16 protein-coding genes and 1 tRNA gene are annotated in these 19,674 nt (G+C 36.9%); 10 read left to right on the top strand and 7 right to left on the bottom strand.

Features of this window, described 5'->3' with window-relative positions:
• Positions 1 to 10: 10 nt before the first annotated feature.
• From P176_RS0107360 to P176_RS0107345, 4 genes are read right to left on the bottom strand one after another with little or no spacing between them, the layout of a single operon-like run.
• The gene (locus P176_RS0107360; RefSeq protein ID WP_026754095.1) at positions 11 to 3,550 is read right to left on the bottom strand and encodes an efflux RND transporter permease subunit; all 3,540 of its coding nucleotides are present in this window, start codon (positions 3,548 to 3,550) and stop codon (positions 11 to 13) included.
• A complete protein-coding gene (locus tag P176_RS0107355; RefSeq protein WP_026754094.1) occupies positions 3,540 to 4,733 on the bottom strand; it encodes an efflux RND transporter periplasmic adaptor subunit in 1,194 nt (397 codons plus the stop codon). Before P176_RS0107355 ends, P176_RS0107360 begins: the two co-directional genes overlap by 11 nt.
• A gap of 13 nt (positions 4,734 to 4,746) precedes the next feature.
• Positions 4,747 to 6,093 (bottom strand): TolC family protein, encoded by a 1,347-nt coding sequence (locus P176_RS0107350; protein WP_026754093.1) that lies wholly within the window; start codon positions 6,091 to 6,093, stop codon positions 4,747 to 4,749.
• Positions 6,094 to 6,102: 9 nt separating this feature from the next.
• Positions 6,103 to 6,711: a TetR/AcrR family transcriptional regulator gene (locus P176_RS0107345; RefSeq protein ID WP_026754092.1), complete on the bottom strand. Its 609-nt coding sequence runs from the start codon at positions 6,709 to 6,711 to the stop codon at positions 6,103 to 6,105.
• A 167-nt stretch (positions 6,712 to 6,878) separates the two neighbouring features.
• Between P176_RS0107345 and P176_RS0107340 the strand changes: the two genes are divergently transcribed.
• Both P176_RS0107340 and P176_RS0107335 read left to right on the top strand, forming a co-directional pair.
• The gene (locus P176_RS0107340; RefSeq protein WP_026754091.1) at positions 6,879 to 7,853 is read left to right on the top strand and encodes a polyprenyl synthetase family protein; all 975 of its coding nucleotides are present in this window, start codon (positions 6,879 to 6,881) and stop codon (positions 7,851 to 7,853) included.
• Entirely contained in the window at positions 7,853 to 8,203 is a 351-nt protein-coding gene (locus P176_RS0107335; RefSeq protein WP_026754090.1) for a hypothetical protein, read from the top strand. Before P176_RS0107340 ends, P176_RS0107335 begins: the two co-directional genes overlap by 1 nt.
• Positions 8,204 to 8,205: 2 nt before the next feature.
• On the opposite strand, the gene P176_RS0107330 is transcribed toward P176_RS0107335, so the two are convergent.
• Complete coding sequence (locus P176_RS0107330) at positions 8,206 to 8,739, bottom strand: hypothetical protein (RefSeq protein WP_037349196.1); 534 nt, start codon at positions 8,737 to 8,739, stop codon at positions 8,206 to 8,208.
• A gap of 115 nt (positions 8,740 to 8,854) precedes the next feature.
• Between P176_RS0107330 and P176_RS0107325 the strand changes: the two genes are divergently transcribed.
• Together P176_RS0107325 and odhB are read left to right on the top strand one after the other, a co-directional pair.
• Positions 8,855 to 11,629: a 2-oxoglutarate dehydrogenase E1 component gene (locus P176_RS0107325; protein WP_026754088.1), complete on the top strand. Its 2,775-nt coding sequence runs from the start codon at positions 8,855 to 8,857 to the stop codon at positions 11,627 to 11,629.
• A gap of 91 nt (positions 11,630 to 11,720) precedes the next feature.
• Positions 11,721 to 12,995 carry a 2-oxoglutarate dehydrogenase complex dihydrolipoyllysine-residue succinyltransferase gene (odhB, locus tag P176_RS0107320; RefSeq protein ID WP_026754087.1) on the top strand — a complete coding sequence of 425 codons (1,275 nt, stop codon included), beginning with the start codon at positions 11,721 to 11,723 and terminating at the stop codon, positions 12,993 to 12,995.
• A 675-nt stretch (positions 12,996 to 13,670) separates the two neighbouring features.
• Here the strand turns inward: odhB and P176_RS0107310 are convergent.
• Together P176_RS0107310 and P176_RS0107305 are read right to left on the bottom strand one after the other, a co-directional pair.
• The gene (locus tag P176_RS0107310; RefSeq protein ID WP_026754086.1) at positions 13,671 to 14,309 is read right to left on the bottom strand and encodes a response regulator transcription factor; all 639 of its coding nucleotides are present in this window, start codon (positions 14,307 to 14,309) and stop codon (positions 13,671 to 13,673) included.
• A gap of 68 nt (positions 14,310 to 14,377) precedes the next feature.
• A complete protein-coding gene (locus tag P176_RS0107305) occupies positions 14,378 to 14,821 on the bottom strand; it encodes a retropepsin-like aspartic protease (protein ID WP_026754085.1) in 444 nt (147 codons plus the stop codon).
• 172 nt (positions 14,822 to 14,993) lie between these two features.
• Here P176_RS0107305 and P176_RS0107300 point away from each other — a divergent pair, with 172 nt between their 5' ends.
• The 6 genes from P176_RS0107300 (at position 14,994) to P176_RS0107270 (ending at position 19,665) form a co-directional block, all read left to right on the top strand.
• A complete protein-coding gene (locus P176_RS0107300) occupies positions 14,994 to 15,761 on the top strand; it encodes a TatD family hydrolase (RefSeq protein ID WP_026754084.1) in 768 nt (255 codons plus the stop codon).
• A 1-nt stretch (position 15,762) separates the two neighbouring features.
• Positions 15,763 to 16,794 carry an asparaginase gene (locus tag P176_RS0107295; RefSeq protein ID WP_026754083.1) on the top strand — a complete coding sequence of 344 codons (1,032 nt, stop codon included), beginning with the start codon at positions 15,763 to 15,765 and terminating at the stop codon, positions 16,792 to 16,794.
• Between the two features lie 59 nt (positions 16,795 to 16,853).
• Positions 16,854 to 16,941, top strand: a tRNA-Ser gene (locus P176_RS0107290).
• A gap of 814 nt (positions 16,942 to 17,755) precedes the next feature.
• On the top strand, positions 17,756 to 18,559 hold the full coding sequence (locus P176_RS0107280; protein WP_026754082.1) for a MotA/TolQ/ExbB proton channel family protein: 804 nt from the start codon (positions 17,756 to 17,758) through the stop codon (positions 18,557 to 18,559).
• Positions 18,560 to 18,604: 45 nt separating this feature from the next.
• A complete protein-coding gene (locus P176_RS0107275) occupies positions 18,605 to 19,048 on the top strand; it encodes a hypothetical protein (protein ID WP_026754081.1) in 444 nt (147 codons plus the stop codon).
• Positions 19,049 to 19,059: 11 nt separating this feature from the next.
• Entirely contained in the window at positions 19,060 to 19,665 is a 606-nt protein-coding gene (locus tag P176_RS0107270) for a biopolymer transporter ExbD (protein WP_026754080.1), read from the top strand.
• Positions 19,666 to 19,674 lie beyond the last annotated feature (9 nt).

Below are 19,674 nucleotides of genomic sequence, written 5' to 3'. Positions count from 1 at the left end.
AAGCTTACTATTATTTGTCTAGGGCAACTTTACCATGACCAATAGATTCAATTTCTTTATCGTTGGAATCCCTTAATTCTTTAGAACTAAATTTTGCTCTTTTCCACATTTTAAGTTTTGTGCTTAAAAAGTATAAAATAGGAACTACAATAAGCGTAAGGAAGGTCGCTATAAGTAATCCGTAAATCACGGTCCAAGCTAAAGGACCCCAAAAGACCACGTTATCTCCACCCATATAAATATTGGCATCGAGCTCTGAAAACAAGGTAAAAAAGTTAATGTTCAGACCTATTGCTAATGGAATCAATCCTAAAATAGTGGTAATTGCCGTTAACAATACAGGTCTTAAACGCGCTTTACCAGCTCTCACAACACATTCAAAAAGATCTTCGGTCTCGAGGTAATCATCTTCTTCTAGGTCCAGATCATTTTTCTTTCTGTCTACTAATAACTGGGCATAATCCAAGAGCACCACCCCATTGTTAACTACAATCCCTGCCAATGAAATAATACCAACCATGGTCATCATGATCACGAAGGCACTTCCAGAGATAACGATACCTCCAAATACTCCAATAAAACTTAAGAAAATAGCGATCATAATGATGGCCGGTTTTGAAACCGAATTAAACTGAAATATCAAAATAAAGAAAATCAGTCCCAAACCAGTAAAGAATGCTCCAACCAAGAAGGCCATTTGCTTATTTTGTTCTTCAATTTGACCTGTGTAATCAATATTGATATCTTCTGGAAGCCCCTCAAAACTTTTCATTTCATTTTGAATTTGGGTCACAATAGCACCAGCATCTGTAAATCCTGGAGCCAAGGCAGAATACACTGTTACCACACGCTTGGTGTCTTTGTGTTTAATAGCGCTAAACCCCGAATTGTTTTTCTGTTTTGCTACGGCAGACAAAGGCACTTCCTTGATTTGACCAGTATTATCTCTAAAGGTTATGTTCTGGTTAAATAAGGCGCTGGTATTATATCTGTTCTCTTCGTTAAAACGCACGTAGATATCAAAATCGTCACCATCCTCTTTGTAGATTCCTGCCTTAGCTCCAAAAATAGAATTTCTTAACTGCTGTCCTACTTGAGAGGCACTAATGCCTAATTCACCTGCTTTTTCACGATCAACCTGAACAAGCATTGTTGGCTTATCTTTATTGACATCAATCTTGAGCTCATCAATACCAGCAATGTTTTTCGAATTGATAAACGCTCGCATCTGTTCTGCAGCACCAATAAGTTCATTGTAATCATTACCCTGAAGTTCAATGTTAATTGGAGAACCAGCTGGTGGACCATTGGCATCTTTTTCTACGGAAATTAGTACCCCTGGATAAATACCAACAAGTGCTTCTTGAACTTTTTGTCTCAATAACTCACTGTCCTCACCACGTCTGTACTTATACTCGCGCATAGAAGCTGTTATTTTTGCTTTATGGGGCATTTCTGCAGCAGAACCGCCATCGGTTTGTGGATTTCCAGCGCCTTCGCCAACTTGAGAAACCGCACTTTCTACTAAGAAGTTTCTGCCATCATCCATGTACTGACCTTGATTGATCACGTCATAAACCCGCTCTTCTATTTGCTTTGTAATGGCATTTGTTTTTTCTATAGCGGTGCCCTGAGGGTATTCTATATAGACAATAATCTGGTTGGGTTTGTTGTCTGGAAAAAATTCCACTTTGGTACGCTGTGTGCCCAAGGATATGCCAAAAGCAATAAACGCGGCAATTAATAATACAACTGTGCCTATGGTTAAGATGTAAGGACGCTTTTTAGAAAGTGCACCTCTTAGCATGCGCTCATACCAGTTTTCTAAAGAGACCAGTGATTTGTTCTGAAAACTATTGGCCCAGTTTCTAAGAAATAGGCGATAGGCCCAGAGTAAAATAGCGGTAAAGATCATTACAGATCCCAATGCGCTGTAGGCTCCTCCAAAAATAAGAATGGCCACCCCAATTACGGTCATGATGGCCGTTGTTCTAATAATCTCTTTTAATGGCATTTCCTTATCATCAATTTTCATGTATTGAGACACCAAAACGGAGTTGAAAAATATGGCCACAAATAGTGAGGATCCTAATACTACAGATAAGGTAATTGGTAAAATCTTCATGAACTCTCCCATAATACCAGGCCAAAGACCTAAGGGCACAAATGCCGCCACCGTAGTTAAGGTCGAAATGATAATAGGGAAGGCAATTTCACCAATGCCTTTTTTAGCGGCTTCAGTTCTACTCATACCTTCATCTTCCATCAAACGGTATACGTTTTCTACAACCACAATACCATTATCCACCAACATACCAAGTCCCATAATAAGGCCAAAAAGCACCATGGTGTTTAAGCTATAGCCCATCAGGTTTAAGATCATGAGAGACATGAACATAGACATAGGGATTGCAAAACCTACAAATAGGGCATTTTTAAATCCTAAAAAGAACATTAAAACAGTGACAACCAAGATTACACCAAAAATGATATTGTTAACCAGATCATCTACTTGTCCAATGGTCTTTTCAGATTGATCATTGGTTATAGATACATTTAAATCTTGCGGAAACTCATTTTCAATGGCATCTTGAACAATCACTTGGATTTGCTCTGCCGCTGCCACCATGTTTTTACCAGCACGTTTTTTAACGTCTAACATGACCACAGGGTCACCAGATTTTCTAGCAAAAGTGGTTTTGTCTTCTTCATGGAAGGTTACAGTGCCAACATCTTTAAGGTAGATAGGATTGCCATTTTCTGCCTTTACCACAAAATTCTCTAACTCTTCAGGATCATCGATCTCTCCTAAAATTCTAATGGTACGTCGTTGTCCGCTAGCCTTCAAATTTCCAGCAGACATGGTGGTATTGCCTCCGTTTATGGCATTGATGATATCTGTAAACGTGACCTTAGCGGCCATCATTTTGTAGATGTCAACAGCAACTTCCACCTCTTTATCTTGAGCACCTCTAATGTCTGCCTTTTTGATTTCTTGCAAATCCTCAATTTCATCTTGAAGGTATTCGGCAAAATCTTTTAATTTTTCTACAGGGTAATCTCCGGAAATATTAATGTTCAAGATAGGCTGTTCTTCAGATAAACTCAAGGCAAATACATCTGGTTCTACTTTAGCACCATTAAAGGTTGGCCAATCTTCACCAGAAGTTTCACTATCAATTTCATCTTTGACTTTTTGCTTAGCTTCTTCAACAGTGATGTGCTCATCAAACTCTACCACCACTATAGAATAGTCTTCTTGAGAGGTTGAGGTGATTTCTACAACATTACTCACTGTTTTGAGCTGATCTTCTAAAGGATCAGTGACAAGCTTTTCAATATCTTCCGCGGTATTACCGGGAAAAATGGAGCTTATATAAATCTTTGTTTCATTAACCTCTGGGAAGTTTTCCCTGGGCATGCTGAAAAACGCAGAAACGCCTAAGTAAAAGAATACGAGAATAAGAACATACATCGTGGTTTTGTTGTTGATTGCCCACGAAGACATCCCAAATTCCTTGTCTACAAATTTTTTCTTTTTAGTTTCCATTGACTTGGGTTTCTTTATAGTTAATAACTTCTACAGATTGGCCATCTCTAACGCTTCTTGCGCCTTCTTCAATAATCTCGTCATTTTTTTCTAGGCCGCTTAATACTTCAATAACATCGCCTTGGGTACGTCCAGTTTCAATAATAACACGTTTGGCTGTACCGACATTTTTAGAATTTTTATCTTTAACTACGTACACATATTGATCACCTTCAGCATTTTCTGAAATCACACTTTGTGGAATCAAAATGGCATCTTCACTGGTATAGTCGTTTATTTTCAATCTCGCGGTTAAGTTGGGCTTGATGCTTTTATCCTTATTAGGGATTTCGACCTCAACCTTAAATGTTCTGTTGGCAGGGTTGATGAAATTACTTGCTTGGCGAATTTCAGTATCTACCGTTTTTCCAAGAACAGGAAGTTCAACTTTTACATTTTTACCTTTTACAACATCAGAGACATAACGCTCAGGTACTTCGGTTTCAATATACATGTCATCAAGGTTAACAATGCGCATCAATGGTGTTTGGCCTGCAGCAACAACACTTCCTTGCTCTGTAATAACATCGTCAATGGTTCCTGAAAAAGGCGCCTTGATCATTGTTTTAGCAACTTGCTGCTGTTGTTGGTTTACAGCCTCTTGTTGAGACTCATAAGTAGATTTTGCTTGTAAATATTGAATCTCACTACCAATGTTTTGCTCCCAAAGTCTCTTTTGACGCTCATAGGTGGTTTTAGCCAATTCGGTTTGAATTTGTAATTGTGCAACCTGTTGGCTTAATCCGCCATCATCAATTTTGGCAAGTAACTGACCTTTAGTTACTTTTTGACCTTCTTTAACGTAAACATTGGTCAAAATACCGTTGTACTCTGGTGTAATGGTAAGAAGGTTTTTGGTGGTAACATTACCTTGAAGCTCAAGTACGTGTTTAAATACTTCTGTGTCTACCTTATGCGTAGAGATGAGAGGAATGTTCTTGGTAGTGTCTATGGTCTTTATTTTATCATCTAAAAGTTTGATGTCATCATTGAGCGCTTGTCTTTCGTTAACAAGTTCTCCACGTTTTTTTCTAAGTGTTTCAATATTACCGTTTTCTAAAACGTTCTCTACCGAGTTCTTTTTCTCTCCAGAACACGAGACCACGATAAGGGCTAAAATAAAAATTTGAAATATATGTTTCATTTGGATTGGATTTTTAATTGTTGATTGGTGAATTTAATACGGTTTCTAATGCCGCTTTAGAATTGATGACATCCAGCATGGCTTGAAGCAATTCTTGTTGTGCGGTATATAATTGGGTTTGAGCCTGTCTCAGTTCAAAACTAGAGCCGATACCTTCAAAGAATTTAGTTTGGTTTTTTTGCTCGATGCGTTCTGCGAGTGCGAGATTTTCTTTTTTATTATTGTAATCTTCAAGAGCAAACTGGTAGTCACTTTTAGCAGATTCAATTTCTAGCTTTAAGCGCTGTTCTGTTTGATTCAGCTCGGTTTTAGATTTTTCCAAATTTATTTTTGCACGTTGGGTTGAGGCATGTCGCATTCCTGAACTAAAAATAGGAATACTGAGATTGACACCTATTAAAGATGAGCCGAACCAGTCTTGCTCTTTTTTTAGAAAATTGAAGTCATCTTCAAAAGCAGAGTAGCCCCCATTTATAAAGGCATTAAGCGTTGGGAGTGCCTTGCTTTTTTCAAGTTTTAACTGAAGCTCTTTGGCTCTAGTGTCATTTTCGGCAATTTGATAATCAATCGTAGTAGACGGATTATTATCTGCTTCCAATAAAGCTAAAGACTGATTGGCTTGCGCTAGTGACTCTAGATCATCAGTAAGCGATAGATTATGATACACATCTATGCCTAAATTAATATTGAGCATTTGATAAGCTAATTTCTTAAGGCGCTGCGTATTATTGAGGTTGCTTTGAACACCCGATAAGGTAATTTGAAGTTGCTCTACGCTCTCTTCTTCTTCCAATCCATTTTCATAGATTTTATTGGTTTCATAAAGATTTTTCTCAAGCACTTCGATATTACGTTCCAAAATAGTGACGCTTTCTTCTGCTAAAAGCACATTTCCGTAGGCATCAATTACCGATTTTCTAACTTCTAGATCGGTCTTGATTTTAGAATTTTTTGAGATGTCTAAAAATACTTTGGCAGATTGTAACGCCACGATATAAGAACCATCAAAAATTTGCTGATCTAATCGTGCAAAAGCATTAACGCTTTGCTTTGTGCCAAATACCACTTCTGCAAATTCGCCTTGAACACCACCAAAAAACTCTGCAGGAATAACCTGTACTTGTTGTTTTAGATAATTTTGATAGTCAACACTTGCACTTATTTGTGGAAGTCCGCTTGCTGTGGTTTCCCATTTTTGTTGTTCGGCGGCGTCAATATCGCGTGCGGCATTAATGGCCGTACGGTTATGTGTTAACGCATAGTCTATAGCTTCTTGCAGGGACAGGCTTGATGGCACTTCTTGTGCCAAACCCAGGTTAGCAGCGAGTAAAACCGCTAAATATATAAAATACTTTGTCATTACTTTTAATTAATTGGTTGGTTTTAATTGATTTAATGATAATAAGAATTCAACACCTTTGGGTGAGCAAATGCCTCGAAGGTGATATTCTAAATAGTGCTCCATAAGCGCATTCATAGAAAACTTTTTAAGAGGGAATAGCTCCTGATCTTTTAGTGCGAGCATGCCGTTGAAATAAATTCTTGATACAAACTCAATATTTATGCTATCTCTATAAAGGCCTAGTTCAACACCACGCTGTAAATTTTGTTTGACACAACTTTGCATTACCTCAAATTGCTTTATTCTTAAGCCAGCATATATTTTAGGATAATATTTTTGAAGCTGGTACTGTGGCGACGATTTTTCATCCTTTAAATGCTCCATTACAAATTGCTTGATCTTAAATATTTCTTCAATAGGATTGACATTAAGTTCGCGAATGTGGTCTATACCACAGGCAACATTCTCAAAAACGTGGAGCATCGCTGCTTCTACCAATTTGGTTTTATTGTCAAAATGCTGATAGATGGTTTTTTTGGAAATACCCATCTCATGAGCAATGTCATCCATAGTAACGCTTTTGAACCCTAGGTTTAAAAACAGATCTGCAGACTTTATTATAATTTGTTGTTTCATTTGTAGGTCTTAAAAAAATAGTGGTACTACTTTTTAACGATGGCGCAAATGTACAACAGGAAACTTTAAAAACAAAAATAGTTTCCTTAGTATTAATGTTAATTTAACATTGGCACTTCTCCCTATTATTTATTGAGTTTAAAAACAATTTCGATTATTTTTGCAGGATGCAGCACATTAAGACTTATCACGATGCTTTCGTGAATTATCTCAACACTTTTGTCAAGCCTCAAGAACCTAGCTCTCTATATGATCCTATTCATTACATCCTGCAACTGGGAGGTAAGCGTCTAAGACCAGTCTTGACCTTAATGACTACAGAAATCTTTGGCGGCAACTATAATAATGGCTTAGATGCAGCCTTGAGCATTGAAGTGTTTCATAATTTTTCCTTGGTTCATGATGATATTATGGACGATGCCCCTTTGCGTAGAGGTCAAGAAACCGTACATGAAAAATGGGATATTAATACGGGCATTCTCTCTGGAGACGCCATGTTGATTATGGCTTATCAGTTGTTTGAAAATTACGAGCCAGAGGTGTTTCAAGCATTAGCAAGATTATTTAGTAAAACGGCTTTAGAAGTTTGTGAAGGTCAGCAATACGATGTTGATTTTGAGTCTAGGGACGATGTCACTATTGCTGAATATCTCAAAATGATTGAATTCAAAACGGCAGTACTCGTAGGCGCTGCCATGAAAATGGGTGCGATTGTGGCCAAAGCATCACCACAGTGTCAACGTGCTATTTATGACTTCGGAAAAAATCTAGGAATTGCTTTTCAGTTACAAGACGATTATTTGGATGCTTTTGGAGATCCAGAAACTTTTGGAAAGCAAGTAGGAGGGGATATTATTGAAAATAAGAAAACATACCTGTACTTAAAGGCAGTAGAGTTTTCTAATACAGCAGACCAAAGACAGTTGATGCACCTATATGGTATTAACCCCACCGATGCCACCGATAAGATAGAGACAGTTAAGCGTTTATTTGAGTCTAGTGGGGCGGCAAATGCTACCAAGCAAGAAATTGAAAACTATACCCAGTTGGCATTTTCTGTGTTAGAGGATCTTAAAATTTCAGAAGAAAACAAAACAGCGCTCAAAGCTTTTGGAAACCAGCTTATGAATCGAACGGTCTAATGGTATTACCATCCACTTTTGATGCTTTGATACAAGAAGCTCAGCAATCTGATTTGTATACAAAGTTTGTTGAACAGCTCAATAAAGACTTTCTACTTGCTAATATTGACTTAGATTTTGATCTCGAAATTCTTCCCACAAGTCTAAAGGTGATGTTGCATGAAGTGGTCTATAAGTTGATTCAGCAAAAATTTGCAGAGTATCTCAATGTGCTTTACATCATAGATGTTTCCGAAGATAAAATTAAGCAACTCGATGGTAGTGATATGTTTAAGCTCTCTGAAGACGTCACGTTTTTAATATGCCAGCGGGAGTGGCAAAAGGTGTGGTTTAGAAAGATGTATTCTTAAACTTAAAAATAGAACCTCACAAACGGTACAAACGGATCGATGTAAATGCTTTTATCCTTATCATATAATAGATCGTACCTAATTCCAAAAGTCACATTTTTAGAACTATAGCCTACACCTACAAAAAGTGCAGGATACCAGTAATTTTCATCATTCAAGATCTCGCTATCAAATTTACGGTTGACGTTGAGCTCTTCAAATTCTGCTGAAAGTTGAATTTCATTTATGGGATTAAATAGGCCTATAATACTCCCTCCAAATATCGTCGAGCTATAAGCGTTTTTTAAGCTGTTGTAGGTACCATTTAAACCCACACCTAAAGCAAAAGGTGCTTCAAATTGATAAATAGCACTTGGGGCCAAGCTGGCACTAAAAAAGCCATCACCAAAACTTAGACCTAAACCTCCACCAAAACGAACATGTCTCCAAAATTGAGAGTTTTCTTCTTGATTTTGCGTAAATGAAGCCAAGCTAAGTAGGCTACAAATCATAAAAACTGTTAACGTTTTTGTCTTGATGGCTATTGAAAGGTTCATATCGTAAAAATTGAAGTCTAAAACTGCCATAAATATATCAAAATCACCACTGTTTTTAGTAAAAGTTGTATTTTTGATTAAATTTTGTTGAAGCGAAAACGATTCAAACCCCATAATGGATAAATATTCCTTTTTAAACGCAGCACATACGGCTTATTTTGCCGATTTATACGACCAATATTTAGAAAACCCAGACTCCGTTGAACCTAGTTGGCGCGCCTTTTTTCAGGGCTTCGATTTTGGTAGCGAAAGTGTTGGCAGCGATGATTACGTTGTTGAAACTAATGCTGGAGAAAAAGCGACAGCTCAAGTTCCCGAGCATGTGCAAAAAGAGTTTCAAGTGGTTAAATTGATAGACGGCTATCGTAATCGAGGCCATTTATTCACCAAGACCAACCCCGTTAGAGCCCGTAGGCAGTACGAGCCTACTTTAGCTCTTGAAAACTTTGGACTTTCTAATTCCGATTTAGATACCGAATTTGATGCTGGTGATATTTTAGGTATTGGCAAACAGTCTTTACGTAAAATCATTGAGCATTTAGAGAGTATTTATTGTGATGCCATTGGAGTTGAGTACATGTATATTAGAAATCCAAAGGAAATACAGTGGATTCAAGATCAACTCAACATCAATGACAATCAACCTAATTTTTCTGCTGAAGAAAAAAAGCATATTCTCAAAAAGTTAAATGAAGCTGTTTCTTTTGAAAGTTTCCTTCATACAAAATACGTTGGTCAAAAGCGATTTTCATTAGAGGGTAACGAATCTTTAATTCCTGCCTTAGATTCTCTTATTGAAAATGCGGCCAAAAAAGGGGTTAAGGAGTTTGTAATGGGCATGGCCCACCGTGGTCGTTTGAGTACCTTAACAAATATCTTCGGAAAATCTGCTGAGGATATTTTTAGTGAATTTGACGGAAAGGATTACGAACAAGAAGTATTTGATGGAGATGTTAAGTACCATTTAGGTTGGACGAGCAATCGCAAAACAGAAGGTGGCCACGATATCAATTTGAATATTGCACCAAACCCTTCGCATCTAGAAACTGTAGGTGCCGTTGTTGAAGGGATTGTTAGAGCTAAACAAGATCATAAATATAAAGATGATCCTTCTCAAGTGTTACCAATTATTGTACATGGAGATGCCGCCATTGCTGGGCAAGGTGTTGTTTACGAAGTGGTACAAATGGCTAACCTTGATGGTTACAAAACCAATGGGACCATTCACATTGTAGTCAATAACCAAATTGGATTTACCACAAACTATCTTGACGGAAGGTCTAGTACCTATTGTACAGATGTTGGTAAAGTAACGCTGTCACCAGTATTGCATGTTAATGCCGATGATGCAGAAGCTGTGGTACATGCCATGTTGTTTGCGCTTCATTTTAGAATGACGTTTAAACGCGACGTGTTTATTGATCTATTGGGCTATCGTAAATATGGACATAACGAAGGAGACGAGCCGCGTTTTACGCAACCTAAGTTGTATAAAGCCATTTCAAAACATCAAAATCCAAGAGACATCTATGCTGAAAAATTGATCGCCGACGGCGTTATTTCAGACGATTATGTTTCTAAACTAGAAAAAGATTACAAGGAAAAACTTGAGGAGAACCTTGAGGATTCCAGAAAAATAGATAAAACAGTCATCACGCCTTTCATGCAAGACGAATGGGAAAACTACCATAACGTTATTGAAGACAAGATGATTCAAGATATAGATACGACGTATTCTAGGGAAGGTTTGGCTAAAATCACTAAGGTGATCAGCAACTTGCCAGAGGATAAGAAGTTTATTCGTAAAATAGAGCGCTTAGTACAATCTCGACAAACCATGTTTGATGAGAATAAATTGGATTGGGCCATGGCAGAACATTTGGCTTACGGAACTTTATTAGAAGAAGGTTACGATGTCAGAATGTCTGGACAAGATGTTGAACGTGGTACTTTTTCTCATAGACATGCCGTAGTTAAAGTGGAAGATAGCGAAGAGGAAATCCTACTGCTCAACCAAATTAGCGAGAAACAAGGGAATTTTTATATTTATAATTCGCTTCTTTCAGAATATGGCGTTGTAGGTTTTGATTATGGTTATGCCATGGCAAGCCCTAAGACACTTACCATTTGGGAAGCTCAATTTGGAGATTTTAGTAATGGCGCGCAAATTATGCTCGACCAATACATTTCCGCAGCAGAAGATAAATGGAAGCTGCAAAACGGATTGGTGATGTTACTGCCTCATGGGTATGAAGGCCAAGGAGCAGAGCATTCTTCTGCAAGAATGGAACGCTACCTTCAATTATGTGCTAAAGACAACATGTTTGTGATGGACTGTACAACACCTGCTAACATGTATCACTTGTTGCGCAAGCAGATGAAGGCCGAATTTAGAAAGCCATTAATTATTTTTACACCTAAAAGTTTACTGCGCCACCCGTTGGTTGTATCTACTGTTGACGAGTTTGCAAATGGTAGCTTTAAAATGGTGATCGATGATGAGACGATAAAGGCAGATGACGCAAAAACCTTAGTTTTTGTCACTGGTAAGTTTTATTATGATTTGCTAGAAGAGCGTGGCCAATTAGAACGAAAGGATGTGGCCTTGGTAAGAGTGGAACAATTATTTCCTTTGCCTGCTGAGCAAATTAAGGCAATGATTAAAAAATACAGTAAGGCCAAAGATATTGTTTGGGCTCAAGAAGAACCAAGAAACATGGGGGCTTACAGTCATATGTTGATGCATCTTGACGAAGCTAAAACGTTTAGAGCTGCAACAAGACGACCTTATGGTGCTCCTGCTGCAGGTAGTGCCGTGAGATCTAAAAAACGTCACCAAGAAGTCATTGATTTTGTTTTTGATAAAAGCAAGGACAATCAACAACGTTAAGCTGCCAGATCAATAGCGATTAGGAGATAACAATAAAGCAAAAAAAGAATAGTTTCCCACAACAGGAATAAAAGTATAAACAACAAAACGTATGATTCTAGAAATGAAAGTGCCTTCGCCAGGCGAATCGATAACCGAAGTAGAAATTGCAGAATGGTTAGTAGAAGACGGGGATTATGTAGAAAAAGACCAAGCAATTGCTGAGGTTGATAGCGATAAAGCCACATTAGAACTTCCTGCAGAAGCGAGTGGGATAATTACCCTTAAAGCTGAAGAAGGAGATGCGGTAGAAGTAGGTCAAGTGGTTTGCTTAATTGATACTAGTGCCGAAAAGCCAAGTACCGATGCGGCAAAAGATGAGCCAGATACTTATAAAGGAGGAGATGAAGGTGGCAACTCTAGCGCAGAAGAAGACGTTGCTAAAGACCAAAAGGCTACACCAAATGAGGAGAATCATGCAAAAGCGGATAATCCTGCAGAGAAAACTTATGCTTCTGGCACGGCTAGTCCGGCAGCTAAAAAAGTATTAGCAGAAAAAGGTATGGATGCTTCTTCAGTTTCTGGGACAGGAAAGGACGGACGCATTACAAAAGACGATGCTGTAAATGCTAAGCCTTCTATGGGAACACCTGGTGGTGGAAAACGTGGAGAGTCTAGAAGTAAAATGTCAATGCTGAGACGTAAAGTCGCAGAGCGTTTGGTAGAAGCTAAGAATACTACAGCCATGCTAACTACTTTTAACGAAGTAGATATGTCACCTATTTTTGAATTGCGTAAGCAGTATAAAGAAGACTTTAAGGCAAAACATGGCGTAGGACTTGGGTTTATGAGTTTCTTTACCTTAGCTGTAGTTCGTGCGTTAAAAATGTATCCTGCTGTAAACTCAATGATTGATGGCAAAGAAATGCTAAGTTATGATTTTTGTGATATTAGTATTGCGGTATCAGGGCCAAAAGGATTAATGGTACCTGTTATTAGAAATGCAGAAAACTTGAGTTTTAGAGGTGTTGAAGCAGAAGTTAAGCGTTTGGCACTAAGAGCTCGCGATGGTAAAATTACTGTTGATGAAATGACTGGAGGAACATTTACCATTTCTAATGGAGGTGTTTTTGGATCGATGCTATCCACCCCAATCATTAACCCACCACAGAGTGGAATTTTAGGAATGCATAATATTGTAGAGCGTCCTGTTGCTATTGATGGTCACGTAGAAATTAGACCTATCATGTACGTAGCGCTGTCTTATGATCATAGAATTATTGATGGTAAAGAATCTGTAGGGTTCTTAGTAGCCATTAAAGAAGCACTTGAAAATCCAACAGAATTATTGATGGATGGTGATGTTAAGCGTGCCTTAGAGATGTAAACTCTATTTCAACGATATAAAAAAAGCGCAATACCAATAACTTGGTTTGCGCTTTTTCGTTTTTAACTAACAGGTAACTAACTAAAAGAAATTAACAAGAACATTTATTGCGATAATTAAAACGGCACTTAAGATTAAGCCTACAATAAATGTTTTATTGGTAATGCTGTCTTTGTCTTTCATGGTTTCCATATATTTTCAATTTTATAGAGTTCTGAGTTTTTTATTAAAAGCCTTAGAGGTTTGAAATCTAAGGCTTTAAAATCCCTTAATTCATAAAGGATAAAAACTAAGAATGATTAATAGCTTAGTGTAAATTTCGACATTATATAGATGCGCCACAATACGTAGAACTACGTATATTTCAAATTTTAAAACCTAAAATACTGAAATACAGTTATTTATTAATTTTAAAAACTCTATTTTTAGAAGATTTCGTGAAATTATGCTCTCAAGATGTTCTTAGCTTCCTAAGTTTTATGCGATTTGCACTTGAAATAGCGGTAAAGCGCATGAGCAGAGATTGGGTGGTTTTATGATCTGTGCTTTTGAAAAATAACAAAAAAAGAAACCCGAATCAAAAGAATGATTCAGGTTTCAGAAATATAATTCTCCCTAAAGAATTAATAGCCTTACAAAGTTGCACAATTAATTCGAGGATGTCAATACGTAGTTCTACGTATATTTTAATAAAAATGCTTCATATTCTTTTGCATAAATGGCCATGCTCTGCATTTTTGAAGATAAATTAAGTTTTGTTCTAATATGACTTTTATGTTTTTCAACGGTTCTATCAGAGCAAAACAGCAATTTTCCAATTTCTTTGGCGGTTTTATTCTCCAAGACCAATTTCAAAATTTTCAATTCGGTGTCGGTAAGTGTCTTTAATTCTGCTGGAATCTCTTTTTTTTCAAGGTAGTCAAGTAGTTCAGGACTAGAATACCGGCGTCCCAATAAAACCTCAGCAATACAGTTCTCGATTTCTTCAATAGCAAACTCTTTTAGAATATAACCATAGGTATTACTATTAGACATGGCTTCCTTAAATATAGTTTCACTTTTCTCGAAGGTAATAAGAATGATTTTTGTTGAAATATCAGATGCTTTGCACTGCTTGGCGACTTCAATACCTGTGAGAAATGGCATTTGTATGTCTAAAACCGCTATTTCAGGTTCATGAGCTTTGATTAACGTTAGAGCGTCTTTGCCATTTTTGGCCTTGGCAAGAACATCGTATTTTTTTTCAGTTAAAAAATCGTTTAACCCTTTAAGGATTAAAGGATGATCGTCTGCAATTACTATAGAGGTAGGCATTAATGCTATTAATCAGAGGGATTATGCATTAAAGATAGGTAGATTTTAATTAAAATGCCATAAAACCCTTACAACTTGAGGTAAAGATATTTCTTTTCGTAATCAATAATGGCCTTTCCTTTTTTAAGAACGTCTGCGCCTATGATGCCATCAACAGGTTTTGAATTATGGCTGGTTAAGGCCGTATTAACGTGTGTAAGGTTAAATAAGATAAGCGCTACTTTTTCTTTCTTCCATTTCCCGATTTTAAGGGTATTTTTCTTAGACATTTGAGTGAGCATATCTGTAGCTCCAGCGCCTGCCGCTTTAATAGGAGAATCGGTGGCGATGAGCTTAAAGGTTTTGATGGCCTCAAAACCAACACAAGATGTAGATGCTCCGGTATCTAAAATAAAAAGGCCTTTAATGCCATTGATAACGGCTTTGATCTCAAAATGATTGGTCTTGGTCAATTTCAACTTGACCTTGGTGTATCCTCTGTTAATGAGAAAACTTTGTAACTCTTGCTCCATAATTCTTTAAGAATTTACACAAATATAAAACGATAGGGCTTAATGTACTGAAGTGGCCTTATTTTATTTTAAAACAATCAACTTAGTTTTCAATCAAACTGATTTTTATTCTTCTAGCAGATTATGCGGTCACGAATTCAGCGAAGCCAATAAAATCAATTAATTTTGTGGTATGATAATTACAGATACCCATACCCATTTATATAGCGAAGCCTTTGACGAGGATCGATCAGAAATGATTGAGCGTGCCTTGGCAAAGAATGTGAAACGCTTTTTTATTCCTGCAATTGATTCTACCTACACAAAATCTATGTTGGAGCTCAAGAACAATTATCCTGATCATGTATTTTTAATGATGGGATTGCATCCTACCCACGTTAAAGAAAATTATAAGGAAGAGCTTGAGCATGTTGAAGAGATGTTAGACACGCATACATTTTATGCGGTTGGTGAAATTGGAATTGATCTATATTGGGATCAATCAACGTTAGAAATTCAACAGTTGGCCTTTAGACATCAAATAGTCTTAGCTAAAAAGCATGGTTTGCCTATTGTAATTCATTGCAGAGAAGCTTTTGATGAGGTTTTTGAAATTTTAGAGCAAGAGAAGGATGACCGTCTCTTCGGAATTTTTCACTGCTTTACAGGAACTTTAGAACAAGCAAAGCGCGCTATTTCGTTAAATATGAAACTTGGTATTGGTGGCGTGGTGACCTTTAAGAATGGAAAAATTGATCAGTTTCTGAATGAGATTGCCCTAAAGCATATTGTCTTAGAGACAGACTCACCTTATCTAGCGCCAAAACCGTTCCGTGGAAAACGTAACGAAAGTGCCTATGTGGTCAATGTTTTAGAAAAACTGGCTGAGATATATAACATTTCCGAAGCAGAAATAGCAGAGATTACGACAAAAAATTCAGAAGAAATTTTTAAGATTTAAGATGCCTACAACCCAACCTAACATATTATTGATCTACACCGGTGGCACCATTGGTATGATTAAAGATCCTAAAGATGGCGCATTAAAAGCTTTTGACTTTAAAAATCTTTTAAAACGAATACCAGAATTGCGTTTATTGGATTGCGACATCGAGACGGTGTCTTTTGAAGATCCCATAGATTCTAGCAATATGAATCCTGATTATTGGATAAAAATTGCTGAGCTTATAGAGGACAATTACAACAATTTTGAAGGTTTTGTGGTGCTTCATGGCAGTGATACTATGAGCTATTCGGCCGCTGCTTTGAGTTTTATGTTAGAGAATTTAGCAAAGCCCGTTATTTTTACAGGATCCCAATTGCCAATTGGTGATCTTCGTACAGATGCAAAAGAAAACCTGATCACATCGATACAAATGGCATCCTTACAGCGATATGGGAAGCCGGTGATCAAAGAGGTCGGCCTGTATTTTGAATATAAATTATACCGCGGAAATCGAACCACTAAGATCAATACAGAGCATTTTGAAGCTTTTGAATCATTAAATTATCCGTTTTTAGCGGAATCTGGCGTTCATTTAAAGGTGAATAACGATCGGCTCTTTAAGCCAAACTCTAAAAAAAAGTTAGTGGTGCACAAGACCTTTGAAACCAATATTCTATTGATTAAATTGTTTCCAGGCATTTCCCAGCCTATTGTAGAAAGCTTGTTTGGCATTGATACTATTAAAGGATTTGTTTTAGAAACCTATGGATCGGGCAATACTATGACCGAGCCTTGGTTTATTGATGTTTTAAAAACCACTATTAAAAAGGGAACTCCTATTATAAATGTAACACAATGTGCTGGTGGGAGTGTTGCCATGGGACAGTATGATACCAGTACACGTCTAAAAACCATTGGCGTCATTTCTGGCAAAGACATTACTACAGAATCCGCTTTGGCCAAATTGATGTACATGCTTGGGGAGAAAGTATCTTTTGGAAGTTTCAAGACCATCTTTGAAACCTCTTTAAGAGGAGAGATGTCTTAGAAGTTGAGATTTAATTTTTTTTACTTTGAATTGCGTTGTACATTTGCGCATTCAAAATTAGAGAGGTGGCCGAGTGGTCGAAGGCGCACGCCTGGAAAGTGTGTATACTCCAAAAGGGTATCGAGGGTTCGAATCCCTTCCTCTCTGCAAAAGGAAACCTGCAACTGAAGTTGTAGGTTTTTTCATTTAAAAAAGTTGCTAAGCAATTGCTTGAAGCATAATTTTTTAAATGGAAAAAGCAAACACCTATTTAGGTGTTGAGGTTTCCATGCTTGGCCAGGAATCCAATTTGGTATGCACGGAGTGAATCCCTTCCTCCCTGCTTCATTAAGTCCCGATTTGCATTATGCAGATCGGGATTCTTGTTTTTTAAGGATTATAGTTACCAAACTTAGATGTCTTTAAATAAATTACGTTCTAGATTTATATGTAATCTTTTGCCATCATCAAGATAAAAACACTCTTTTTGAACTTCATATCTGAGGTTTTTGTGATGATGCCTTTAGAATTTGGTGTTTTAAAGGGGTCTTTTTTGCGTTCCGTTCACAGATTGAATGTGTTTTTTTAATAACTGATCAATTTTGAAACGTATTTTTAGTCATACTGTAAATAAGAGGATTCTTGTCCGAGAAATGCAGGCAGAAATAAAACGGTTATTGATAACCAATTCATTAAAGCCATAGATGCTGTAATCTAAGAGCGATTGGAGTGTTTTTTATTTAGAAATGGCAGGATCAATTATGAGAAATTTTACTAAAAACTAAAGATTCTAAAGGCAATTGAGAAGATTTTTGAAAGTTGTACCCGAATATCCAAAACATTTTATTTAAATTCGTCGCATCTAAAATGCAAAAAAAGTTAAACATAGTTAAACCTAGTTGGGCGGTTTGCATTTTTATTTTTTAGTAATAAATTTTTTATATCTTTAACACTTTAACTAATAAAATTAAGAACAAGAACGATGAAAAGACTATTTTCTATCTTAGCCATAGCAACTATAATGGCTTTCGGAACTGTAAATGCAAGTAACAATGCATATGCAGTAGAAGCTGCAACTACAACTGCTGTTGCGACTACATTTCAAGAGGCAGATGATGCAACCGATGAGGTTGTTGAATTGTCTTTTACTGAAAAAGTAAAAGAACGTTTTATTGAAGGTGGTCCATTTTTTATGGGTATTGTATTGCTATGTTTGATTTTAGGTTTAGCGATTGCTATTGAAAGAATCATTTATTTAAATCTTGCTACCACAAACACTAAGAAGTTAACTCAAAATGTTGAGGATGCTTTAAATTCTGGTGGTATCGAGTCAGCTAAGGAAGTTTGCAGAAATACAAAAGGTCCTGTTGCCTCTATCTTTTATCAAGGTTTAGACCGTGCAGATGAAGATATTGATGCTGCTGAAAAAGCTGTTGTAGCTTACGGTGGTGTTCAAATGGGACAACTTGAGAAAAACGTATCATGGATTTCATTGTTTATAGCATTGGCACCAATGCTTGGTTTCATGGGTACTGTATTAGGTATGATTGATGCCTTCGATAAAATTGAAGCAGCGGGTGATATGAACCCATCTTTAGTAGCGGGTGGTATTAAAGTGGCACTTTTGACTACAGTATTTGGTCTTATTGTTGCTATTATCTTGCAGATTTTTTATAACTATATTATTGCGAAAATTGATAGTATTGTTAATGATATGGAAGATGCCTCTATTACTTTAATGGATTTATTGGTAAGGTATAAGCAAAAAGGCGGCCGTACTGTATAATTGCAGATAAGCGTATAGAGATCAATTTAATAAATCATATTACATATGACTATTCAAAAAATAATTAAAATAATAGCTTTAGTAATTGGGTTGATTGCTGTGTTTTTCTTGGTGAGAATCATGATGATCGGTGATGAGGCAATTGAGGCAGATGTTGCTAATCAAGGCGTGTTATCTAGTTTTGCAACTTTAGCCTATATTGTTTTGGCAATTGCAACAATTTCAGCAGTGTTATTTAGTTTGATTAATCTGGTGAGTAGTCCAGAGAAATTGAAAAAATCACTATTGTCATTCGGTGTTTTTGCAGCAGTATTGCTTGTAGCATTCTTTATATCTTCTGGTGAAGCCAGAGAATTGAATGATGGCACAACATTAACAGCAACACAATCACAAATTATTGAAGCAGGAATCAAGGCATTTTATATCTTAATCGTATTAGCAGCAGGTTTAATGTTGGTATTTGGGGTTAAGAAAATGCTAAGTAAATAATAAGATAAATTATGGCGAAACGAGCAGCACCAGAAGTGAATGCAGGTTCTATGGCAGATATCGCATTCTTGCTTCTTATATTTTTCTTGGTAACAACAACCATCCCTAAAGATTCTGGAATTAACAGAAAGCTTCCTCCTATTGAAGAGAATGATGAGGATGTTGTGATCAAACAGAAAAATATCTTTACTGTTTTGATTAACAAAAAGGATCAACTGTTAGTCGAAGATGAAGTGACAGAGCTTAAGGACGTGAGATCATTGGCCATTGCATTTTTAGATAATGGTGGTGATGGTAGCTGTGCTTATTGTCAGGGAGAAAAGGATCCTAAATCTTCAGATAATCCAGATAAAGCGATTATCTCATTGAAGAATGAGCGTGAAACATCATACGCTGCATATATTTCAGTTCAAAACGAATTGGTAGCGGCTTATAATGATTTACGTAACAGAAGAGCAGAGCAGATTGGCCCAAAACGTGGTTTTCCTGATATGACTTTTGTGGAGATGGAAAAGAATTATGGAGATCCTAAATTTAACGGAAACAAAGACAAACTTAAGGATGTGATTGATCAAATCAGAAATGAATATCCTGAGAAGTTGTCTGAAGTTCAATAAGAAAAATCT

Origin of the sequence: Sediminibacter sp. Hel_I_10 (assembly GCF_000688335.1) — a bacterium.
GTDB lineage: Bacteria > Bacteroidota > Bacteroidia > Flavobacteriales > Flavobacteriaceae > Psychroserpens.
This window is presented reverse-complemented; position numbering and strand designations above follow the sequence as displayed.